The sequence below is a fragment of the Mycobacterium sp. NGS45 genome (assembly GCF_059812645.1).
Genome location: NZ_JCALDB010000018.1, coordinates 25,626 through 41,185 on the forward strand (window position 1 = coordinate 25,626; position 15,560 = coordinate 41,185).

Below are 15,560 nucleotides of genomic sequence, written 5' to 3' on the forward strand. Positions count from 1 at the left end.
CAACCTGGGGGAGAATCATGAAACGCGCCGCATTCGTCGTCGCCGCATCCGCGCTGGCCCTGACGGCCTGTAGTCCCGCCGAGACCGAGTCGCCGTCGACGGTGACCGTGCGTGAAACCGTCACCGAGACTCCGGCGCCGTCGTCGCCGGCTACGTCGTCGCCGGCTACGTCGTCGTCGGCACCGTCGTCGCCTGCTACGTCCACCGCCGCCCCGGCGGCCGAATCTTGGACCATGCCGAACCTGATCGGCAAGAACCTGCAGGACGCCCAGGACGCCATCCAACTGCTCACCAACGACAAGGTGTTCTTCAGCGGCTCTACCGACCTGACCGGACAGGGCCGCAACCAGATCCTGGACCGCAACTGGCAGGTGTGCACGTCCACACCGGCGGCGGGGGAGACCTTCACCGCCGACACTTCGATCGACTTCGGCGTGGTGCGCATCGACACCGAAAGCTGCCCTTAGACGGCCTGGCAACTAACCAGCAGAGCCGTGACTCATGGCGCAAACGATTCATCGCCGTCTCCACGTTCTGGAGGCAGCCGACTGGAAAGCCGGCATCATCACCCTGCTGGAGCCGGAGTCGGTGTATCGGCCCTGGCGCTATGCCTTCGGCGAGACCCGCCCCGGCCCTGTCCTTGCGGGAGCGGGCCACGGACTGGCCGGCGGTGATCTGCCGAGAATGTCGAGATTCGATGCACACCAAGAACTTCGACTCGTTCCTGGAATTCAAGTTCGCGCAGAACCCGCAGTGCCCGGGCTGTGACAGCCGACGCACCCAGCAGGTGGCCTACGGCATGCCCGCATTCCCGCGGTCCAGTCCACCGTGGATCTATTTCGCCGGATGCTGTGTGGCGGACCCGAACTGGCATTGCTCGGTGTGCTGGAGACGATGGTCGTAACAGGTGACATCGCGTGGAAGTGCGTGCAGCTGCCCGCTCGGCCACGAAGGGTCTCGCGGTGACGGCGTCAGGCCAAACCGCTGCCGCGTACCAGGGCCGCGCACAGTTCCGCGGCATCGGCGGCCACCTCGGCGGTGGGCCGGGTCGGATCGGCCAGCCAGTCGACGATGAGTTGGTTCACCCCACCGACGATGAACAACGCGCCGCGGCGCAACTCCCCGGGGCCCAGCTTGCTGTCGTCGAGCACATTGGGGGCCTGCTGCATCACCAGGTCGGCGATCATGTCCAGGATGTGTGCGCGGTGCTGGGTCAGGCCGGGCACGCTGCCGACATCACCGGTGGTGATCCGGTGCACGTGCGGGTCGGCGGCGATGATGTCCAAGAAGGCTTGCAGCGCGGCGCGCAGCTTGTCGGTCAGGCTGCCCGGATCGCCGACGCCGGCCGCCAGGGTGGCCTGCAGCAACTCGTCCCGCACCTCGTCGTAGACCGCGAACAGCAGCGCCTCGCGGTTGGGGAACTGCTCGTAGAAGTAGCGCGTGGTCAACCCGGCGGCGCTGCACACGCCGCGCACGGTCACCTCGGTGACCCCGGATTCCCCCCAGGTTTGGCGCGCGGCGGCCAGCAACTTGCGGCGGCGCTCGGCGCGCCGGTCGACGGCGCTGATCCCGCCGTAATCGCGCACCACTTTTGCGCGTCTCATTGACGGCAGCCTACCCTGGACCCTAATTTGGAACACATACGTGATCCAAAGGGACCCTGAAACGCGAGGACACCCGATGTCACCTGCCATTCCGGCACGTCATCCCGAGCGGCCCGTCTCGGTGCCCGCCGGTATCCAAGCATTCGCCAAGCTGCTGGCGGTGCGCGGCCCCGACCACCAACAGTGGCGCACGCTGGGCGAACAACTCATGGTCGGCGACGAACCGATGGATGCGCTGGTGACCTGGATGTGCGACACCGGTCTGAAGGCCACCCGGCCGCTGTTCGACCGCGCGCTGGTGCAGGGCATCGACAGCGTGCCGGACGCGCCGCCACCGCTGCGCGAGTTCTTCACCGCCATCGAGACCCCGCCGGACTGGGTCGACTTCGACAAGCTGGCGGTCGGGCAGCGTGCCATGCGCAAGGGTGGCGCCGACGGCATGTACATCGCGCGTGACGTCGCATTGCTGGGCGGCTACCAGTTCGCCGGCTTCAACAAGACGCTGCTGCGCACCGGTGCATTGGAGAAGGGCTCCAACGCCCGCTTCGCCGAGACGATGCAGTGGGCGATGGACGTCATCTCCGAAGGCGGCCTGGACCCGCGCGGCATCGGCTACCAATCCACCGTCCGGGTCCGGATGATCCACTCGCTGGTGCGTCGGCACGTCATGGCGATGCCGGACTGGAGCAACGACGAATGGGGTGTGCCGGTCAACCAGACCGACATGGCCGCGACCCTGGTCGGTGCCCTGATCGCACCGCCGGTGGGCGCGCTGGCGATGGGCATCCTGCCGGCGCCCGGCGAACTCGACGCGATGGCGCACCTGACCCGGTACGTGGGTTGGCTGATCGGGGTCCGCGACGAATGGTTGCCGCGCAGCTTCCGCGATTCGGTGCGGCTGCTGTACCACACCTCGGCCGCACTCTCGACGCCCGACGAGTCCACCCGGCAACTGTCGGTGCCGATGGCGGCCGACCCGCTGGCCTGGCATTACGACCGGCTGCCCGGAGTGCGCCGCCGACTGGCCTGGGCGCAGCACCTGTCGGTCACCGCGGCCTTCCTCGGGCCGCGCGCGATGCGCACCCTGGGCCTGCCGCCATACGTGCCGCCGTGGTATCCGGTGCTGCGGATCCCGGTCAACGCCGCGCGCAGCGTGGTCGCGATGCTGCGCGCCGACGGCGCCGACCGCGCAGCCGAGCGGGGTGCGCGCCAACAACGCGCGCTGCTGCGCACCATGATTGGCGACGACGACGCCCAGATCGGCGCCGCGGCCGCGCACATGAGCAGCGTCGCCTGACTGTCAGGGCGACACGCTACCCTCGGATGAGCCAACCGAGGGGGACTCAAACATGCAGCGCGCGTTCACGCTTGGCCCGACCGCACACCGGGCGGCGCCGAAGTGAGCATCACGGTCAACGAAACACCGCGACTGGCCAACGGCGCTGAACGCAAGGTCTGGCAGGCGCTGATCGACCAGCTCGAGCCGGGTGATCTGGTGATTCCCGGCAAGCGGGTCACCGATCACCTCAAGGACCACGAGGTGGACTTCTTCGTGGCCATCGAGGGTGCGGGCATCGTCTGCGTCGAGGTCAAGGGCGGTGAGGTCTGGCACGACGGTGAAAGCTGGTGGCAGCGCGGGCGCGGCAGCGAACGCAGGATGGACCCGGTGCGGCAAGCCCGCGAAGCCTGTTATGCACTGCGCAGCTTCATCGAGGCCGACCCGAGCTGGAGCCAGGGCCGGCTGCGTTGGGACCACGTCGTGGTGTTGCCGAACACCGACCTGGCCGACGAGTTCGCCCTGCCGGACTGCCCGCGCTGGAAGGTGATCGACCGCGACGATCTCTCCGAGATCGCCGCCAAACTGCGCTACATCCTGATCCGCCAAGAACTCGACCGGCCGTTGCTGACCAAGGACGGGATCGGCGAACTCGACGTCGCGTTGAGCGGCCGCGGCCTGCCGCAGCGCAGCGTGGTGGCCCGCGCGCTGGAAAACGAAGATGCCGCAGACATCCTCACCGAACACCAGTCGGTGATCCTGGACGCCATCCGGATGCTGAACCGGGTGGAGATCCGCGGCGGTGCCGGCAGCGGTAAGACCTTCCTGGCCACCGAGCAGGCCCGCCGGCTGGCCCGGCAAGGCCAACGGGTGGCATTGGTCTGTTATTCGCACGGTCTGGCCTCGTTCCTGGAACGGGTCACCGGGACCTGGAACCGCAGCCAACGCCCGGCCTACGTCGGCGAGTTCCACGACCTCGGCATGAAGTGGGGCGCCCCGGAAGGCCCGGACGAATCGTTGCGCACCGAGCAAACCGTGCAGTTTTGGGAACACGACCTGCCCTCCCAGATGGCCAATCTGGCAGCGCAATTGGAGCCCGGTCAGCGCTTCGACTCGATCGTGGTGGACGAAGCTCAGGACTTCGCCGACGCCTGGTGGGATCCGCTGCTGAGCGCGCTCAAGGACGAGGAGACCGGCGGGCTGTACGTCTTCACCGACGAAGGCCAACGGGTGTTCAACCGGCACGGCTCACCGCCGGTGCCGCTGGTTCCGCTGGTGCTCGACCACAACGTGCGCAACACCCGCCAGATCGCCAATGCGTTCCAGCCGCTGGTCGGCCAACCGATGCGCTTCCTCGGCGGCGAAGGCCCAGCGGTCAAGTATGTGCCGTGCACACCCGAGCAGGCCTTGGAAGCCGGTGACGACGAGATCGAGCTGCTGCTGGAGCAGGGCTGGCGTCCCGAAGACGTCGCGTTGTTGACCACCGGCAGCCGCCATCCCGAACAACGCGAACGGCAAGCCGCCGGAAACGCGTCGTACTGGGACAGTTTTTGGGATGCCGAGCAGGTGTTCTATGGACATGTGTTGGGGTTCAAGGGATTGGAACGACGCGCGGTGGTGCTGGTGGTCAACGAGACCTCGGCCTTCGATCGGTCCCGGGAACGGCTCTACGTCGGATTGTCCCGCGCGCGCGACCAACTCGTGGTGTGCGGGGACCCGCAGTTCCTGCGCGAGGTCGGCGGCCCGGACCTGGCCCGCCGGCTCAACATCGCCGATTAGAGCAGCGGGCCGTGTGCCGCCTAGTGTGCCTGCAACTAACCCGTGGCGTTGGTATAGCTTGCTTCCATCGCGCTGTACCGGGAGTTGGGGAGGGTTCGCGTGGGCGCTGGCAGTGATCGATGGGCAAGTTCGGGTGAGTATGAGGGGACCGGAGCACCGGTGCCGCCACCCGGTGCGCATACCGGGCGTCCCGCTGACGCCCCGGCCCGGCCGGTGCAGCGCTCCTGGCTGGTCCGGTTGCGCTGGCCCGCGCTGGTGATCGGTCTGCTGTTGCTGGGCGGAGGGCTCACCTACCTGTTGGTGCCGCCGACGATCGTCGCCGAGCAAGCCATCACCGTCGACCCGGCCGAGGTGCTCGCGGCCCAGGACCGGGAAGCCCAGCCGATGCCCTCGGTGCTCGGGCTGAACCGCGATGTCGCCCAGACGGCGCTGTCCGACGCCGGGCTCGGCGCGCTGCAGGTGACCTTCAAGGAACAGCCCGCGGCCGGGCCGACAGCGATGGTGGTGGGCCAGAGCCCTTCGGCGGGAACCGCTCCTGTGGAGTCCATCGAGTTGACGATATCCACCGCAGCGCCAATGCCTGATGTGATCGGCAAGCCGCTCAACGACGCACGCACCGAACTCGAGCAGCTGGGAGCGGTGGTGGAGATCGTTCCGCAGTTCAACCCGTCGGTGCCCAAGAATCAGATCACCGATGTGACGCCGAAACCCGGTGAGACGGTGCCCACCGTGGTGTCGGTGGTGGTTGGTGATCCCGGCGACGCGTTGACGTTGGCTGCGGTGGACTCGGTGGACGACTCCAACTGCCGCACCACCGATGGGGTCAGCGTCAACGGCACCGTCGTCGGTGACAGCATCGCGTGCAGCTCGGGTTCCAAGGTGGCGTTCGCGGAGTACGCGCTGGCCCGTAACGCTGCGGCCTTCGAGGCGCTGGTCGGCACCGATGACCGCGGCCGGACCGGGGCGGCGCGGGTCGTGGTGTTCGGCGATGGTCGCGAATTGGCCGCGGCCGACGTGTGGTTGGGCCAGTCGGCGCCGATCCGTGCCGACCTCAACGGCGTGATGCGGATGCGCATCGAAGTCACCACCGCAGATACCAAGCAGAACCCGACGGTGGTCCTCGGTGACGCCAAGCTGCTCGGCTTGCCCGAAGGCCTTGATGCGATCGCGGCGCAATGATGCGGCGGTCGTGGTGCCTGGCGCTTACGTTGGGCCTGGTGTTGCAACTGGCAGGTGCCCCCGGATGGCTGATGGCTCCGGCGGCTGCCGAACCGGGTCCAGTGTCGGCCAACGATGCCTACAACCCGACCATCGTCGTCCTCGACACCTCCGATTCGATGTCCGAGCGGGACTCGTCGGGCACCCCGCGCATCGTGGGTGCCCGCGCCGCGGTGCTCGGCTTGGTCGACGCGCTGCCGCCGCAGAGTCAGTTCGCGCTGATCGCCTATCCGGGCAACGGTGCCCGCCAGGTCAACGGCTGCTCCGAGGGCAAGACCGAGGTGAAACTCGGACCGTTGGATCAGGCCACCGCGGCTGCGGCGGTGCGTCGCCTGACACCCGATGGACAGACCCCGACCGGGCCGGCGCTACGGCACGCCGCCCGGCTGATCCAGGGCAGCGCCACCCAGCGTGGCACCGTCGTGCTGGTCAGTGACGGCGAATCCAACTGCGGTGACACCGATGTCTGCGAGGTGGCCAAGGAGCTGTCCGGACAGGGCATCGAGATCCGGGTCAACACCGTCGGGTTCCAGATCAGCGAGGAAGGCGCCGCCGAACTGACCTGCGTGTCCAACGCCACTGGTGGCCGTTACGTGGACGCCGACGACAGCGACGAGCTCGAAGACGTCATCGAAGAGCAAAGCGGGGCACGACTGACCTTGGATGCTGCTGTGCCGCAGCGGCTCCCGGTAGTGAGCGGGACCGGCGCCGATGGGCCCAAGGTGGTGCTGACGGTCGCCAACGAGGGCCGACGCACCGCCACCGATGTTCGGGTGTCGCTGGACTTCCGCGGCTACGAGGACAAGCGGCCGGGTGCGTTGTTGGTGCCCAGGCCGGTCCGGTTCCTGGGCAACCTCGAACCCAAGCAGTCCCGTCGGGTCGAGATCACGGTGCGACCCGACGCCGGCCAGCTGGGCAAGAAGTTCACCGTGGTCGCTGCAGCGACGGCAACCAATGCCAAACCAGCGTACCGGGACGCGGTGACCCAAACGGTGGAGCCGACCCTGGACGGGCTGTTGTCCGGGGTGCAGCAGTTGGTGGTACTCGGCGACTCGTACTCGTCGGGTGAAGGCATCGGGAACTACCTGTCCGGTACCAAGGATGAGCCGAACGGCAACAAGTGCCACCGCTCCGCGGCTGCCTACGGTAAGAAGCTGCTCGCCGACGCTGAGTTGATCGCGTGTTCCGGTGCGGTCACCGCGCACTTCTATGAGCAGCAGCACTCCGGAAGCCAGAAGATGGCGCCGCAACTCAAGGAGCTGAGGCGGGTGGCGGTCTCCAATGATTCACCGGATGCGGTGCTGCTCAGCATCGGCGGTAACGACGCAGGATTCGGTGACTACGTGGCAATGTGCACCCTTGGGATGGCCGGCCAAACCTGCACCTGGGACGGCGCGGTCGAAGAAGCGAAGATGCGCGAAGGCGCGGCCGCCCGAGTGGCTGGGATCGCCGACAGCCTGCGCCGGGTCTACCGCGACGTCAACCGTGCGGTCAACGATCCGATCGCTCGGGCCAAGCGGGACGGCCGCTTCGCGCCGATCGTCGTGGTGCCCTATCCGCGGATCTTGCCGGCGACGCAGTCCGGTGCGGCCGCCGGCGGTGGCTGCCAGATCGGCATCAACGCCAATGAAGTTGCGTTCTTCAACGACTTCCTCGACATGCTGAACCTGGAGATCATGGCCGCGGTGGGAAACCTGCGCTCGCAAGACATTCCGATCTATGTGGCCTCCGATGTGATCCCGGCCTTTCAGCCCAACCACACCATCTGTGATGTGCCGGACAACTACGCCACCTACAACAAAGACGCGCTTGACGTCTTGAATCCGGAGCAGTTGCATCCGAATGCCGAAGGTCACGCCGCGATGAAGCGGGCGATTTCGGTGTGGGCGGCCAATCAGGTGATGCTGCCCGATCCGACCGCTGACACCTGGGTCGCGATCGACGCCAAGAAGCTCGACCCGTTCACCACGATGGTGGCCAACGCCACGCTGAGTCCGCTGGACCTGTATCTGGTTGGCGGCCAAGCGCGGATCGACGCCGACGGTTTTGCGCCGTCATCGACGGTGGTGTTCCGGCTGGACTCCACACCGCGGGTACTCGGCAGTGCCACGGTCGGCGAAGACGGGTCGATTCAAAGTGCCGTGCCGCTACCGGGCGACATCCGGGCAGGTACGCACCATTTGCACGTTCTGGGCATGGCCCCGGATGGTTCGTTCCGTGACATCAGCACTCCGGTGCGGCTGTTGCCGTCACACACCTTCGGCGCCTTGATCGGCATTCTCGTCGGTTTCATCGCGGTGGGCCTGAGCCTGATCGGTATGCGGCGCAACCGGATTGGTAAGAACTGAGCCGGTCAGCTAGAGGCCGCGCGGCGCCGGTGCCAGCGCTGGTGATCCCAGCGCCGCACACCGATCGCGCCGATGACGGCGATCGTCAGCGCGGCGATCATCCCGGCCACCGGCCATCCGCCGTTCCACAACCAGCCTTGGTAGTTCCATTGCGGCGTGAACCGCAGTAGGGCGAACAGCCAGCAGAACAGGGTCCCGCCCAGCACTGCGGCTGCGGAGTAGCCCAGCCGGATCGGGTTGATCAGTGTTGCGGCCCGTGCCGTGCCGCGCTGCCAGGACGTCGGTCCCGCCGCGACCGGGTGCGGCTGCAACGGCGGTAGAACTGGTGCCGACGGTATGGCGGCCGACGGGCCGGCGGGTGGCGGTGGCGCGGCGATCCGGGCAGTCGCCGACGGCTCCGCCGGGTGCACGGGGGGCCGGATGATGCGTGCGGTGGCCGACGGGTCGGCAGCGGACCGCGGGATCCGGGTGGTCGCGGCGGGGTCGGCGTCGAGTCCGGGCGCACGGAGGCGGATCTGCGCGGTTGCCGCAGTGTCCACCGGTTTGGCGTCGCTCCAGAACTGCCAGCCCGGCGGGGCCGGCGGCCAGGATGGATCAGGTGTCCAGTCGGGTCCGGGCTCCCAGCCCGGCGGCGGAGTGGGCCAGTTGGGTGGCGGGTGGAACGGCACGCACGTATCTTCGGTCAGCGGTCGCTGCGCTGGCAATCCGGTTCGGCCGGCTTGGTGGGCCAGGCGCACACATCCAGGTAGGTGTTCTGGTCGTAGCCACCGCCGTCGAACACGCCGTAGGCCTGGCCATGGGTGCCGGTGTAGGTGGCCCCGCCACCGCGTTCACCGCCGGAGCGGATGATCGTGGTGACAACCCAACCTTGACCCTGCAACGCGGACTTGTAGGCGTCCATCACCTCGGTGGGAGCGCCGCTGACCTGGTAGTGCAGGTGGATGCCGGCATCGGAGATGTCATCCGGGCCGTGCGTCTGCTGGGTGTCCGCCGGCGTCGGGATCAAACCCTGCAGGGCCTCCCGGTCGGGTGGGTTCGCCGTGGTGGCCTGGCCGGTGGTGGCCGGACTGGCCGCCGGCGGGGTGGCGGCCGGCAACGTCGTTGTATCGGAGTCCTCGGTGCCGGTGCTGCAGCCGGCTGCGGCCAGGCCCAAAACCAGGAACGCGGCCGCCAGGGCAGTGCTGGGTCGTGTCATCGAATTCCCCCCGTTTCTCCTGGTCGCACGCTACCGCTCAACCCGTGCTGAGATCGGGTTTCGGACCGGAAACCGGGGCCTGCTGTGCAGGCGTCGACATGACCCCCCTAGCGTGGGTGAGATCACCGCGACAGCGGCGCCCGGCACCTGGTAATTCGCCGGAGCCTCGGCAATGCTGGGCATGTGCACAGCAGCACGCAATGAAGGTGGAGGTGCCATGACTGCACAACCCGACCGCGACCCCGACGACGTCACCGCCGAGGCCCTGGACGCCATCGCGGATGCCCTCGATGCGCTGGACACCATGGAAGACCCGGCCGAGGAAGCCTCGGCTGCGGGCCGCTCGCGCGGGCCGCGCCTGCCCGGCGTCGACCGGGTGCAGGGCGCCTTGGCTCCGCTGACCCGCACCGGCCGCTACTACGCCGGGGCCTGGCGCAACTACCTCGACCGCAAGCCGGGCGAGTTGCCGGTGACCCGGCCGACGCCGGCCCTGCTCGCGCATGCGCTGCGCGACGAGGCGGTGCTGCTCGGGTTGCGGGCCCGCCGCCCGCTGAGCAAGGGCGAGGAGTTCGAGCGGATCGACAGCGAGGTGCGCGCGGCGCTGGACTACTACGGCGAGAAGGGCTGGCTCGACGACCCGGAGCAGTTCTTCGCGCCACCCAAACCGCTGACCGATCTCACCATCCACAAGGTGCACAAGCTCAACCGCAGCTATGAGCGGTTCGTCTTCGACAGCGGATACGCCCCTGATCCCGACGAGCCCGGAGCCGAACGCTGGCAGGGTTACTCCGCCAACCAGCAGGTCTACGGTCTGATGCTGCGGCACCGCGAACCCCGGCCCTGGCTGGTGTGTGTGCATGGCACCGAAATGGGCCGCGCCGGAGTCGATCTCGCGCTCTTCCGGGCCTGGCATCTGCACGAGGACTTCGGGCTCAACGTGCTGCTGCCGGTGCTGCCGCAGCACGGGCCGCGCGGTCGCGGCCTGCCCAAGGGCAAGGCCTTCCCGGGCGAGGAGATCCTCGACGACGTGCACTTCGCCGCCCAGGCCGTCTCCGATGTGCGCCAGGTGTTGTCCTGGATCCGCGCGCAGGACCCAGACGCCCGGATCGGTCTCAACGGCATCTCGATGGGCGGCTATGTCGCGGCCCTGGTGGCCAGCCTCGAAGAGGACCTGACCTGCGCGATCCTCGGTGTGCCGGTGGCCGACCTGATCGACGTGCTGGGCCGGCACGCCGGGTTCCGGGAGGACGACCCGCGGCAAGCCACCATGACGCTGGCCGCGCCGCTGGGCCGGATGATCTCGCCGCTGTCGCTGCAGCCCAAGGTGCCGCCGCAAGGCCGGTTCATCTACGGCGGCGTGGCCGACCGCGTGGTGCATCCGCGCGACCAGGTGGTGCGGTTGTGGGAGCACTGGGGTAAACCCGAAATCGTCTGGTATCCAGGCGGACACGCCGGTTTCTTCACCGCGCGTCCGGTGCAGCGGTTCATCGACGCCGCAATCGTGCAGTCCGGGCTGGTGGACCAGAAGGTCTGAGCCCGCGCGGCCGCTGGGCGGGTTCGGGCCGACGCCCAGGCGTGGTGGCCAAAGGTCCCTGACTGAGGTGCCTTTGAGCTGCCGACGCAGCCCGGCCGGCGAACTAGGGTCGAGTCGGGCAGAAGGGAGCCGCCATGACCGTCTCGACCGAGCACGCCGTCGTCGTCGCCGTCGACGGATCGGAGTCGTCGAACGCAGCGGTCGGGTGGGCCGCCCGCACCGCGGAACTGCGCAGCGCTCCGCTGGTCGTGGTGCACGTGAACCCGGAACCCAAGTCGGCGCTGGGCATCAACGTCGTCCGCCCACCCGCTGTGTGGCGGTCGCTGGAAGCCACCCAGAAGCAGGTGCTGGCCGAAAGCCGCGCGCTGGCCGAACAGGCCGCCACACCGCCAGAGCTCAAGGTGTTGGGTCTGACCGACGATGTGGTGCCCGCCCTGGTGCGGATTTCCGAGGACGCCGACCTGCTGGTGGTGGGTTCGCGCGGGCAGAGCCTGATCCCGCGCCGGCTGCTGGGCTCGGTGAGTTCCGGTCTGGCGCAGCACGGCAAGTGTCCGGTCGCGATCATCCACGACGAGCAGCGCGGCACCCCCGAGCACATGGCGCGGCTGGCGGTGGTGGTCGGCATCGACGGCTCACCAGCCTCCGAAGCCGCCACCGCGGTGGCGTTCGATGAGGCATCGCGGCGCGGGGTGGAACTCATTGCGCTGCACGCCTGGTCCGATCACGTCAGCCTGGGGCTGCCCGGCGGCGAGTGGGAGGACATGCACCCCAAGGCGTCGGCGGCCCTGGCCGAGCGGCTCGCGGGCTGGCAGGAGCGCTACCCGGATGTGGTGGTGCGCCGCGAGGTGGTCCCGGACCGTCCGGCCCGTCGCCTCATCACGCACTCGCAGAACGCACAACTGGTGGTGGTGGGCAGCCGCGGCCGCGGGGGGTTCAGCGGCATGCTGCTCGGCTCGGTCAGTTCCGCGGTCATCGAAGCCGCGCATTGCCCGGTGATCGTGGCCCGCCCGACCTGAGCGGTGTCGGGCCGGTTGGGTGCGGCGACCCGGTCGAAGTGGTACGCAAGCTGAAGGCCGAAACCGACGGCAACCTGGAACTGGCCGGCGCGACGTTGGCCGCACCCGTCGTGCGCGCCGGGCTGGTGGATGAATACCGGATGGTGATCGCCCCCACTGCGGTGGGCGGTGGCACCACCTTCTTCCCGACCCTGCCGTCCTGGATCTCATTGCGTTTGTTGGAGAACCGCACCTTTCCGGGGGGCACGGTGCTGCTGCGCTACGCGGCGAACCGCGACTGATCGGGTGCCGGACGGGCGGACGCGGCTCCGGCCCCGGTCCTCACTGGGCCGTGTCGGTCTTGGAATGACCGGCGCGCCAACGACGATAGCCGTGCCGCGCCACGAACGCGCCGGCGATCGCGGTCACGCACCACACCCCGATCGCGGTGTACGCCAACGGCGCCGAGTAGTCGCCGATCGATGCGCCCAGCGCGGTGTAAACGAAGGCGCGCGGCACCGAACCGATGAACGCCCCGACGGCCATCTGCCACCACGGCACACCGAATGCGCCAAAGGCATAGGACGCCATGGCATCTGAGATGCCCGGCACGAAACGCTGCCCGACCACGGCCCACAGCCCGCCGCGCTCGATCATGGCGTCGAGCCGGTCGGCGCGTTGCGCACCGAGTAATCCGCGGGCGCTTTCCCGTCCGGCACGCCGGCCCAGCAGGCTGGCGACGACGGCGGTGCCGACGGTCGCACCCAGGGTCACGAAGGTGCCCAAGATCGGGCCGAACAGCAGGCCGCTGCCGGCGGCCAGGATCGGGCCGGGCACGAAGATCGCGCCGAGTGCGGCCGACACCGGGATGTACAGCAGCGGCGCCGCGGGCCCGGCCGCGGCCACCACGGAGCGGATCGCCTCGATGTCGATCACCCGGCGCACCGCCACCAGGTAGAACATCACGACCAAGAACAGCGCGAAGATACCCAACCGGGCCAGGTGGGTGCGGCGCGACTCGGCGTCGGCGACGGCAGAAAGGTCGACGACGTCGGGGTCCGGGACGTCGGCAGCGTCTGGTGCAGGGGAGTCGGACTGTTCGGCCGGCAGATCGGATTCGCTCATGTCATGGCCAGCCTAAGCTCGCTCCGATGGCCGAGCATGATCAAGTCCGCTGGGATGGCGAGTACGCCGACCGCGCGCCGCTGGATCCTGCGCAGCTAGGGCCGCCGGCCGAGTTCGCCGCCGTCGAGCAGATGTTCCCCGACTCGGGACGCGCGCTGGATCTGGCCTGTGGGCCGGGCCGCGGCGCGCTGTGGCTGGCCCGACGCGGTCTCGACGTCGTGGGCATCGACATCTCACCGGTCGCGATCGCCCAGGCCCGGGCCGCGACCCCGACGGAGCTGAGGCCGCGCTGCCGGTTCGAGGTGGCCGACCTGGATCACGGGCTGCCGCCCGGTCCGCCGGTCGACGTGCTGCTGTGCCTGAGGTTCCGGGACCCGCGACTGGACCGCGCCATCATCGACCGGCTGGCCCCCGGTGGTCTGTTGGCCATCACCGCGCTCAGCGAAGTGGGCGCGGCCCCCGGCCGGTTCCGGGTCACCGCCGGCGAGTTGCCGCGGGCCTTTGCCGAACTGCAGAGCATCCAGGCCGGCGAGGCGGACGGCCTGGCCTGGCTGCTGGCGCGCAAGAACGGCTGATCAGGCCCGGGTGGCGGCGCCGGTCGCGGCGGTCAACGCACGGGTCAGCGACAACAGCGCGGGCACCGACTGCTGCAGCATCGCCAGCTGATCGGCCGGCAACTCATTCAGCGCGGCCGACACCGTGGCCGCGATGGCGTCCTCGATGGCGTCGCGCTCGGCGAGCGCCTTGGCGGTCGGTCGCAGCAGCGACACCCGCCGATCCCGCTCGTCCGGGCGCTTGTCCACCAGGCCGCGCTGCAGCAACGAGCGCACCGTCGCGCTGACATTGCTGGGCTGCATCGAGAGCCGTTCGGCCACCTCGGACACATTGACGTCGGGATGCTCGATCACTGCCCGCAGCACCGTGAGCTCGGAGGTCGGCAGCGGCTCCACCCCGACCTGCGCCGGCCCGAACCGGGCCACTCGCCAGGACACGTCGTGCAGCACCAGCGCGAGTTCGCGCAGGGGATCGTCGGCGGGTGAGATTTCGGCCACAAAAGACATCATATACCTATGGGAAGATATGTATACTCACATAGGTAATTTAGGGCGCGGTCGGACGACCGGCTCGGCGGGGTCCCGCAGGCAGGGCGGCGCGAATGCCCCCGCGGACTGGAATGAAGAGGCCTATGACATTCGGTGGTGCACGCCCGGCGACGACGACGCCCTCGGTTCCGTTGGTTCTGGTGTTGGCGTTGTTGTCGGCGGTGACGCCGTTCTCGGTCGACATGTACATGTCGGCGTTCCCGAGCATGGCGACCGAGTTCGGCACCTCGGCCTCGATGGTGCAGCTGACCCTGACCACCTTCCTGATCGGTCTGGCGGTCGGGCAGCTGCTGATCGGTCAGGTCTCCGACCGGCTGGGTCGGCGTGGTCCGTTGCTGGTCGGCATCGCGGTCTGTTTGATCGCCAGCCTGCTGTGTGCGATCAGCCCCAGCGTGGAGATCCTGATCGGGCTGCGCTTCGTGCAGGGCTTCGCCGGCGCCGCCGGCATCGTGATCGCCCGCGCGATCATCGCCGACCGCACCCAGGGTGCCCAGGCCGCACAGCTGTTCTCGCTGATGATGGTGATCGGTGTGCTGGCGCCCATCCTGGCGCCGGTGTGCGGCGGGTTGGTGGTGACCGGCTTCGGTTGGCGCGCAGTGTTCGTCGCGCTGGCCGTGCTGAACCTGGCGATGCTGGTGGCCGCCTACTTCCTGGCTGCGGAATCGCTGCCGGTCGAGAACCGGCTGCCCAGCGGTATGCAGGCCTTCGTCGGCAGCGTGAAATCGGTGCTCGGCAACCGCTATTTCGTCGGCTACACGCTGGTGCTGGCGCTGGTGTCCTCGGCGCTGTTCTCCTACATCTCGGCTTCACCGTTCGTGCTGCAGAACGTGATCGGCTTCACCCCGCTGGCCTACTCGCTGACCTTCGGCGCCTGCGCGCTGGCGGTCGCGGTCTCCGGGGCGCTGTCGGCCCGTCTGGTCAAGCGGGTCTCGCCGCCCCGGCTGCTGCACTTCGGCCTGGCTGCCATGCTGATCGACACCGCGCTGATGCTGCTGACCGTGACCGTCGGCGGGACGGTGGCCTGGGCGACCATCGCGCTGATGGCCGGGTTCATGGGTTCGATGGGCTTCGTGATGGCCAACGCCACCACGCTGGCGCTCGGCGAGGTCGGCCACGCCGCCGGAACCGGTTCGGCCGTCATGGGATTCGGCCAGTACGGCCTGGCCGCACTGGCCTCCCCGCTGGTCGGTCTGGGCGGCGAGCACACCGCGGTGCCGATGGGCGCGATGATGTTCGGCTGCGCGGCCCTGGCGACGATCACCCTGCTGGTGTTGACCCGCGGACATGACCCGTTCGCCTATCAGCCCGCGGCCGAGGCCGACGTGCTGCCGGAACCGGTTGCCGTCAGCTGACCCTAGCTTTTCCATCTCACGGGTTCCGTGA

The 15,560-nt window shown here is 68.8% G+C and carries 15 protein-coding genes and 1 pseudogene; 11 read left to right on the forward strand and 5 right to left on the reverse strand.

Annotated elements, in window-relative coordinates; translation table 11 throughout:
* The first annotated feature begins 17 nt into the window (after window positions 1–17).
* Both AC5Y3P_RS16470 and AC5Y3P_RS16475 read left to right on the forward strand, forming a co-directional pair.
* Window positions 18–467: a PASTA domain-containing protein gene (locus AC5Y3P_RS16470; protein WP_500046995.1), complete on the forward strand. Its 450-nt coding sequence runs from the start codon at window positions 18–20 to the stop codon at window positions 465–467.
* Window positions 468–697: 230 nt separating this feature from the next.
* Window positions 698–904, forward strand: coding sequence for an alkylphosphonate transporter (locus AC5Y3P_RS16475; RefSeq protein WP_500046996.1), 207 nt, complete (start codon window positions 698–700; stop codon window positions 902–904).
* Window positions 905–971: 67 nt separating this feature from the next.
* Here the strand turns inward: AC5Y3P_RS16475 and AC5Y3P_RS16480 are convergent, their stop codons facing one another.
* Entirely contained in the window at window positions 972–1,604 is a 633-nt protein-coding gene (locus AC5Y3P_RS16480) for a TetR/AcrR family transcriptional regulator (RefSeq protein WP_500046997.1), read from the reverse strand.
* A gap of 76 nt (window positions 1,605–1,680) precedes the next feature.
* Here AC5Y3P_RS16480 and AC5Y3P_RS16485 point away from each other — a divergent pair, with 76 nt between their 5' ends.
* The 4 genes from AC5Y3P_RS16485 to AC5Y3P_RS16500 all read left to right on the forward strand — a co-directional run bounded on the left by AC5Y3P_RS16485 (window position 1,681) and on the right by AC5Y3P_RS16500 (window position 8,225).
* The gene (locus tag AC5Y3P_RS16485) at window positions 1,681–2,901 is read left to right on the forward strand and encodes an oxygenase MpaB family protein (protein WP_500046998.1); all 1,221 of its coding nucleotides are present in this window, start codon (window positions 1,681–1,683) and stop codon (window positions 2,899–2,901) included.
* Window positions 2,902–3,003: 102 nt separating this feature from the next.
* Complete coding sequence (locus AC5Y3P_RS16490; protein ID WP_500046999.1) at window positions 3,004–4,659, forward strand: nuclease-related domain-containing DEAD/DEAH box helicase; 1,656 nt, start codon at window positions 3,004–3,006, stop codon at window positions 4,657–4,659.
* Between the two features lie 159 nt (window positions 4,660–4,818).
* On the forward strand, window positions 4,819–5,838 hold the full coding sequence (locus AC5Y3P_RS16495; protein ID WP_500047000.1) for a PASTA domain-containing protein: 1,020 nt from the start codon (window positions 4,819–4,821) through the stop codon (window positions 5,836–5,838).
* Between the two features lie 38 nt (window positions 5,839–5,876).
* Complete coding sequence (locus AC5Y3P_RS16500; RefSeq protein WP_500047001.1) at window positions 5,877–8,225, forward strand: VWA domain-containing protein; 2,349 nt, start codon at window positions 5,877–5,879, stop codon at window positions 8,223–8,225.
* Window positions 8,226–8,230: 5 nt separating this feature from the next.
* Here AC5Y3P_RS16500 and AC5Y3P_RS16505 read toward each other — a convergent pair whose 3' ends face one another.
* Window positions 8,231–8,893 (reverse strand): hypothetical protein, encoded by a 663-nt coding sequence (locus AC5Y3P_RS16505; protein ID WP_500047002.1) that lies wholly within the window; start codon window positions 8,891–8,893, stop codon window positions 8,231–8,233.
* A gap of 14 nt (window positions 8,894–8,907) precedes the next feature.
* Window positions 8,908–9,420 carry a hypothetical protein gene (locus tag AC5Y3P_RS16510; protein WP_500047003.1) on the reverse strand — a complete coding sequence of 171 codons (513 nt, stop codon included), beginning with the start codon at window positions 9,418–9,420 and terminating at the stop codon, window positions 8,908–8,910.
* 304 nt (window positions 9,421–9,724) lie between these two features.
* On the opposite strand from AC5Y3P_RS16510, the gene AC5Y3P_RS16515 reads away from it, so the two are divergent.
* From AC5Y3P_RS16515 to AC5Y3P_RS16525, 3 genes and pseudogenes are all read left to right on the forward strand, one after another.
* Window positions 9,725–10,954, forward strand: a complete 1,230-nt coding sequence (locus AC5Y3P_RS16515) for an alpha/beta hydrolase family protein (protein WP_500047048.1) — start codon at window positions 9,725–9,727, stop codon at window positions 10,952–10,954.
* 134 nt (window positions 10,955–11,088) lie between these two features.
* Window positions 11,089–11,970 carry a universal stress protein gene (locus AC5Y3P_RS16520; protein ID WP_500047004.1) on the forward strand — a complete coding sequence of 294 codons (882 nt, stop codon included), beginning with the start codon at window positions 11,089–11,091 and terminating at the stop codon, window positions 11,968–11,970.
* Between the two features lie 23 nt (window positions 11,971–11,993).
* Window positions 11,994–12,251 (forward strand): annotated as a pseudogene (locus tag AC5Y3P_RS16525) (dihydrofolate reductase family protein); the annotation flags it as partial.
* 40 nt (window positions 12,252–12,291) lie between these two features.
* Here the strand turns inward: AC5Y3P_RS16525 and AC5Y3P_RS16530 are convergent.
* On the reverse strand, window positions 12,292–12,912 hold the full coding sequence (locus AC5Y3P_RS16530) for a TVP38/TMEM64 family protein (RefSeq protein WP_500047049.1): 621 nt from the start codon (window positions 12,910–12,912) through the stop codon (window positions 12,292–12,294).
* A 188-nt stretch (window positions 12,913–13,100) separates the two neighbouring features.
* Between AC5Y3P_RS16530 and AC5Y3P_RS16535 the strand changes: the two genes are divergently transcribed.
* Window positions 13,101–13,649: a class I SAM-dependent methyltransferase gene (locus AC5Y3P_RS16535; RefSeq protein WP_500047005.1), complete on the forward strand. Its 549-nt coding sequence runs from the start codon at window positions 13,101–13,103 to the stop codon at window positions 13,647–13,649.
* Here AC5Y3P_RS16535 and AC5Y3P_RS16540 read toward each other — a convergent pair whose 3' ends face one another.
* Entirely contained in the window at window positions 13,650–14,135 is a 486-nt protein-coding gene (locus AC5Y3P_RS16540; RefSeq protein ID WP_500047050.1) for a MarR family winged helix-turn-helix transcriptional regulator, read from the reverse strand.
* Window positions 14,136–14,260: 125 nt separating this feature from the next.
* Here AC5Y3P_RS16540 and AC5Y3P_RS16545 point away from each other — a divergent pair, with 125 nt between their 5' ends.
* Entirely contained in the window at window positions 14,261–15,529 is a 1,269-nt protein-coding gene (locus AC5Y3P_RS16545) for a multidrug effflux MFS transporter (RefSeq protein WP_500047006.1), read from the forward strand.
* Window positions 15,530–15,560 lie beyond the last annotated feature (31 nt).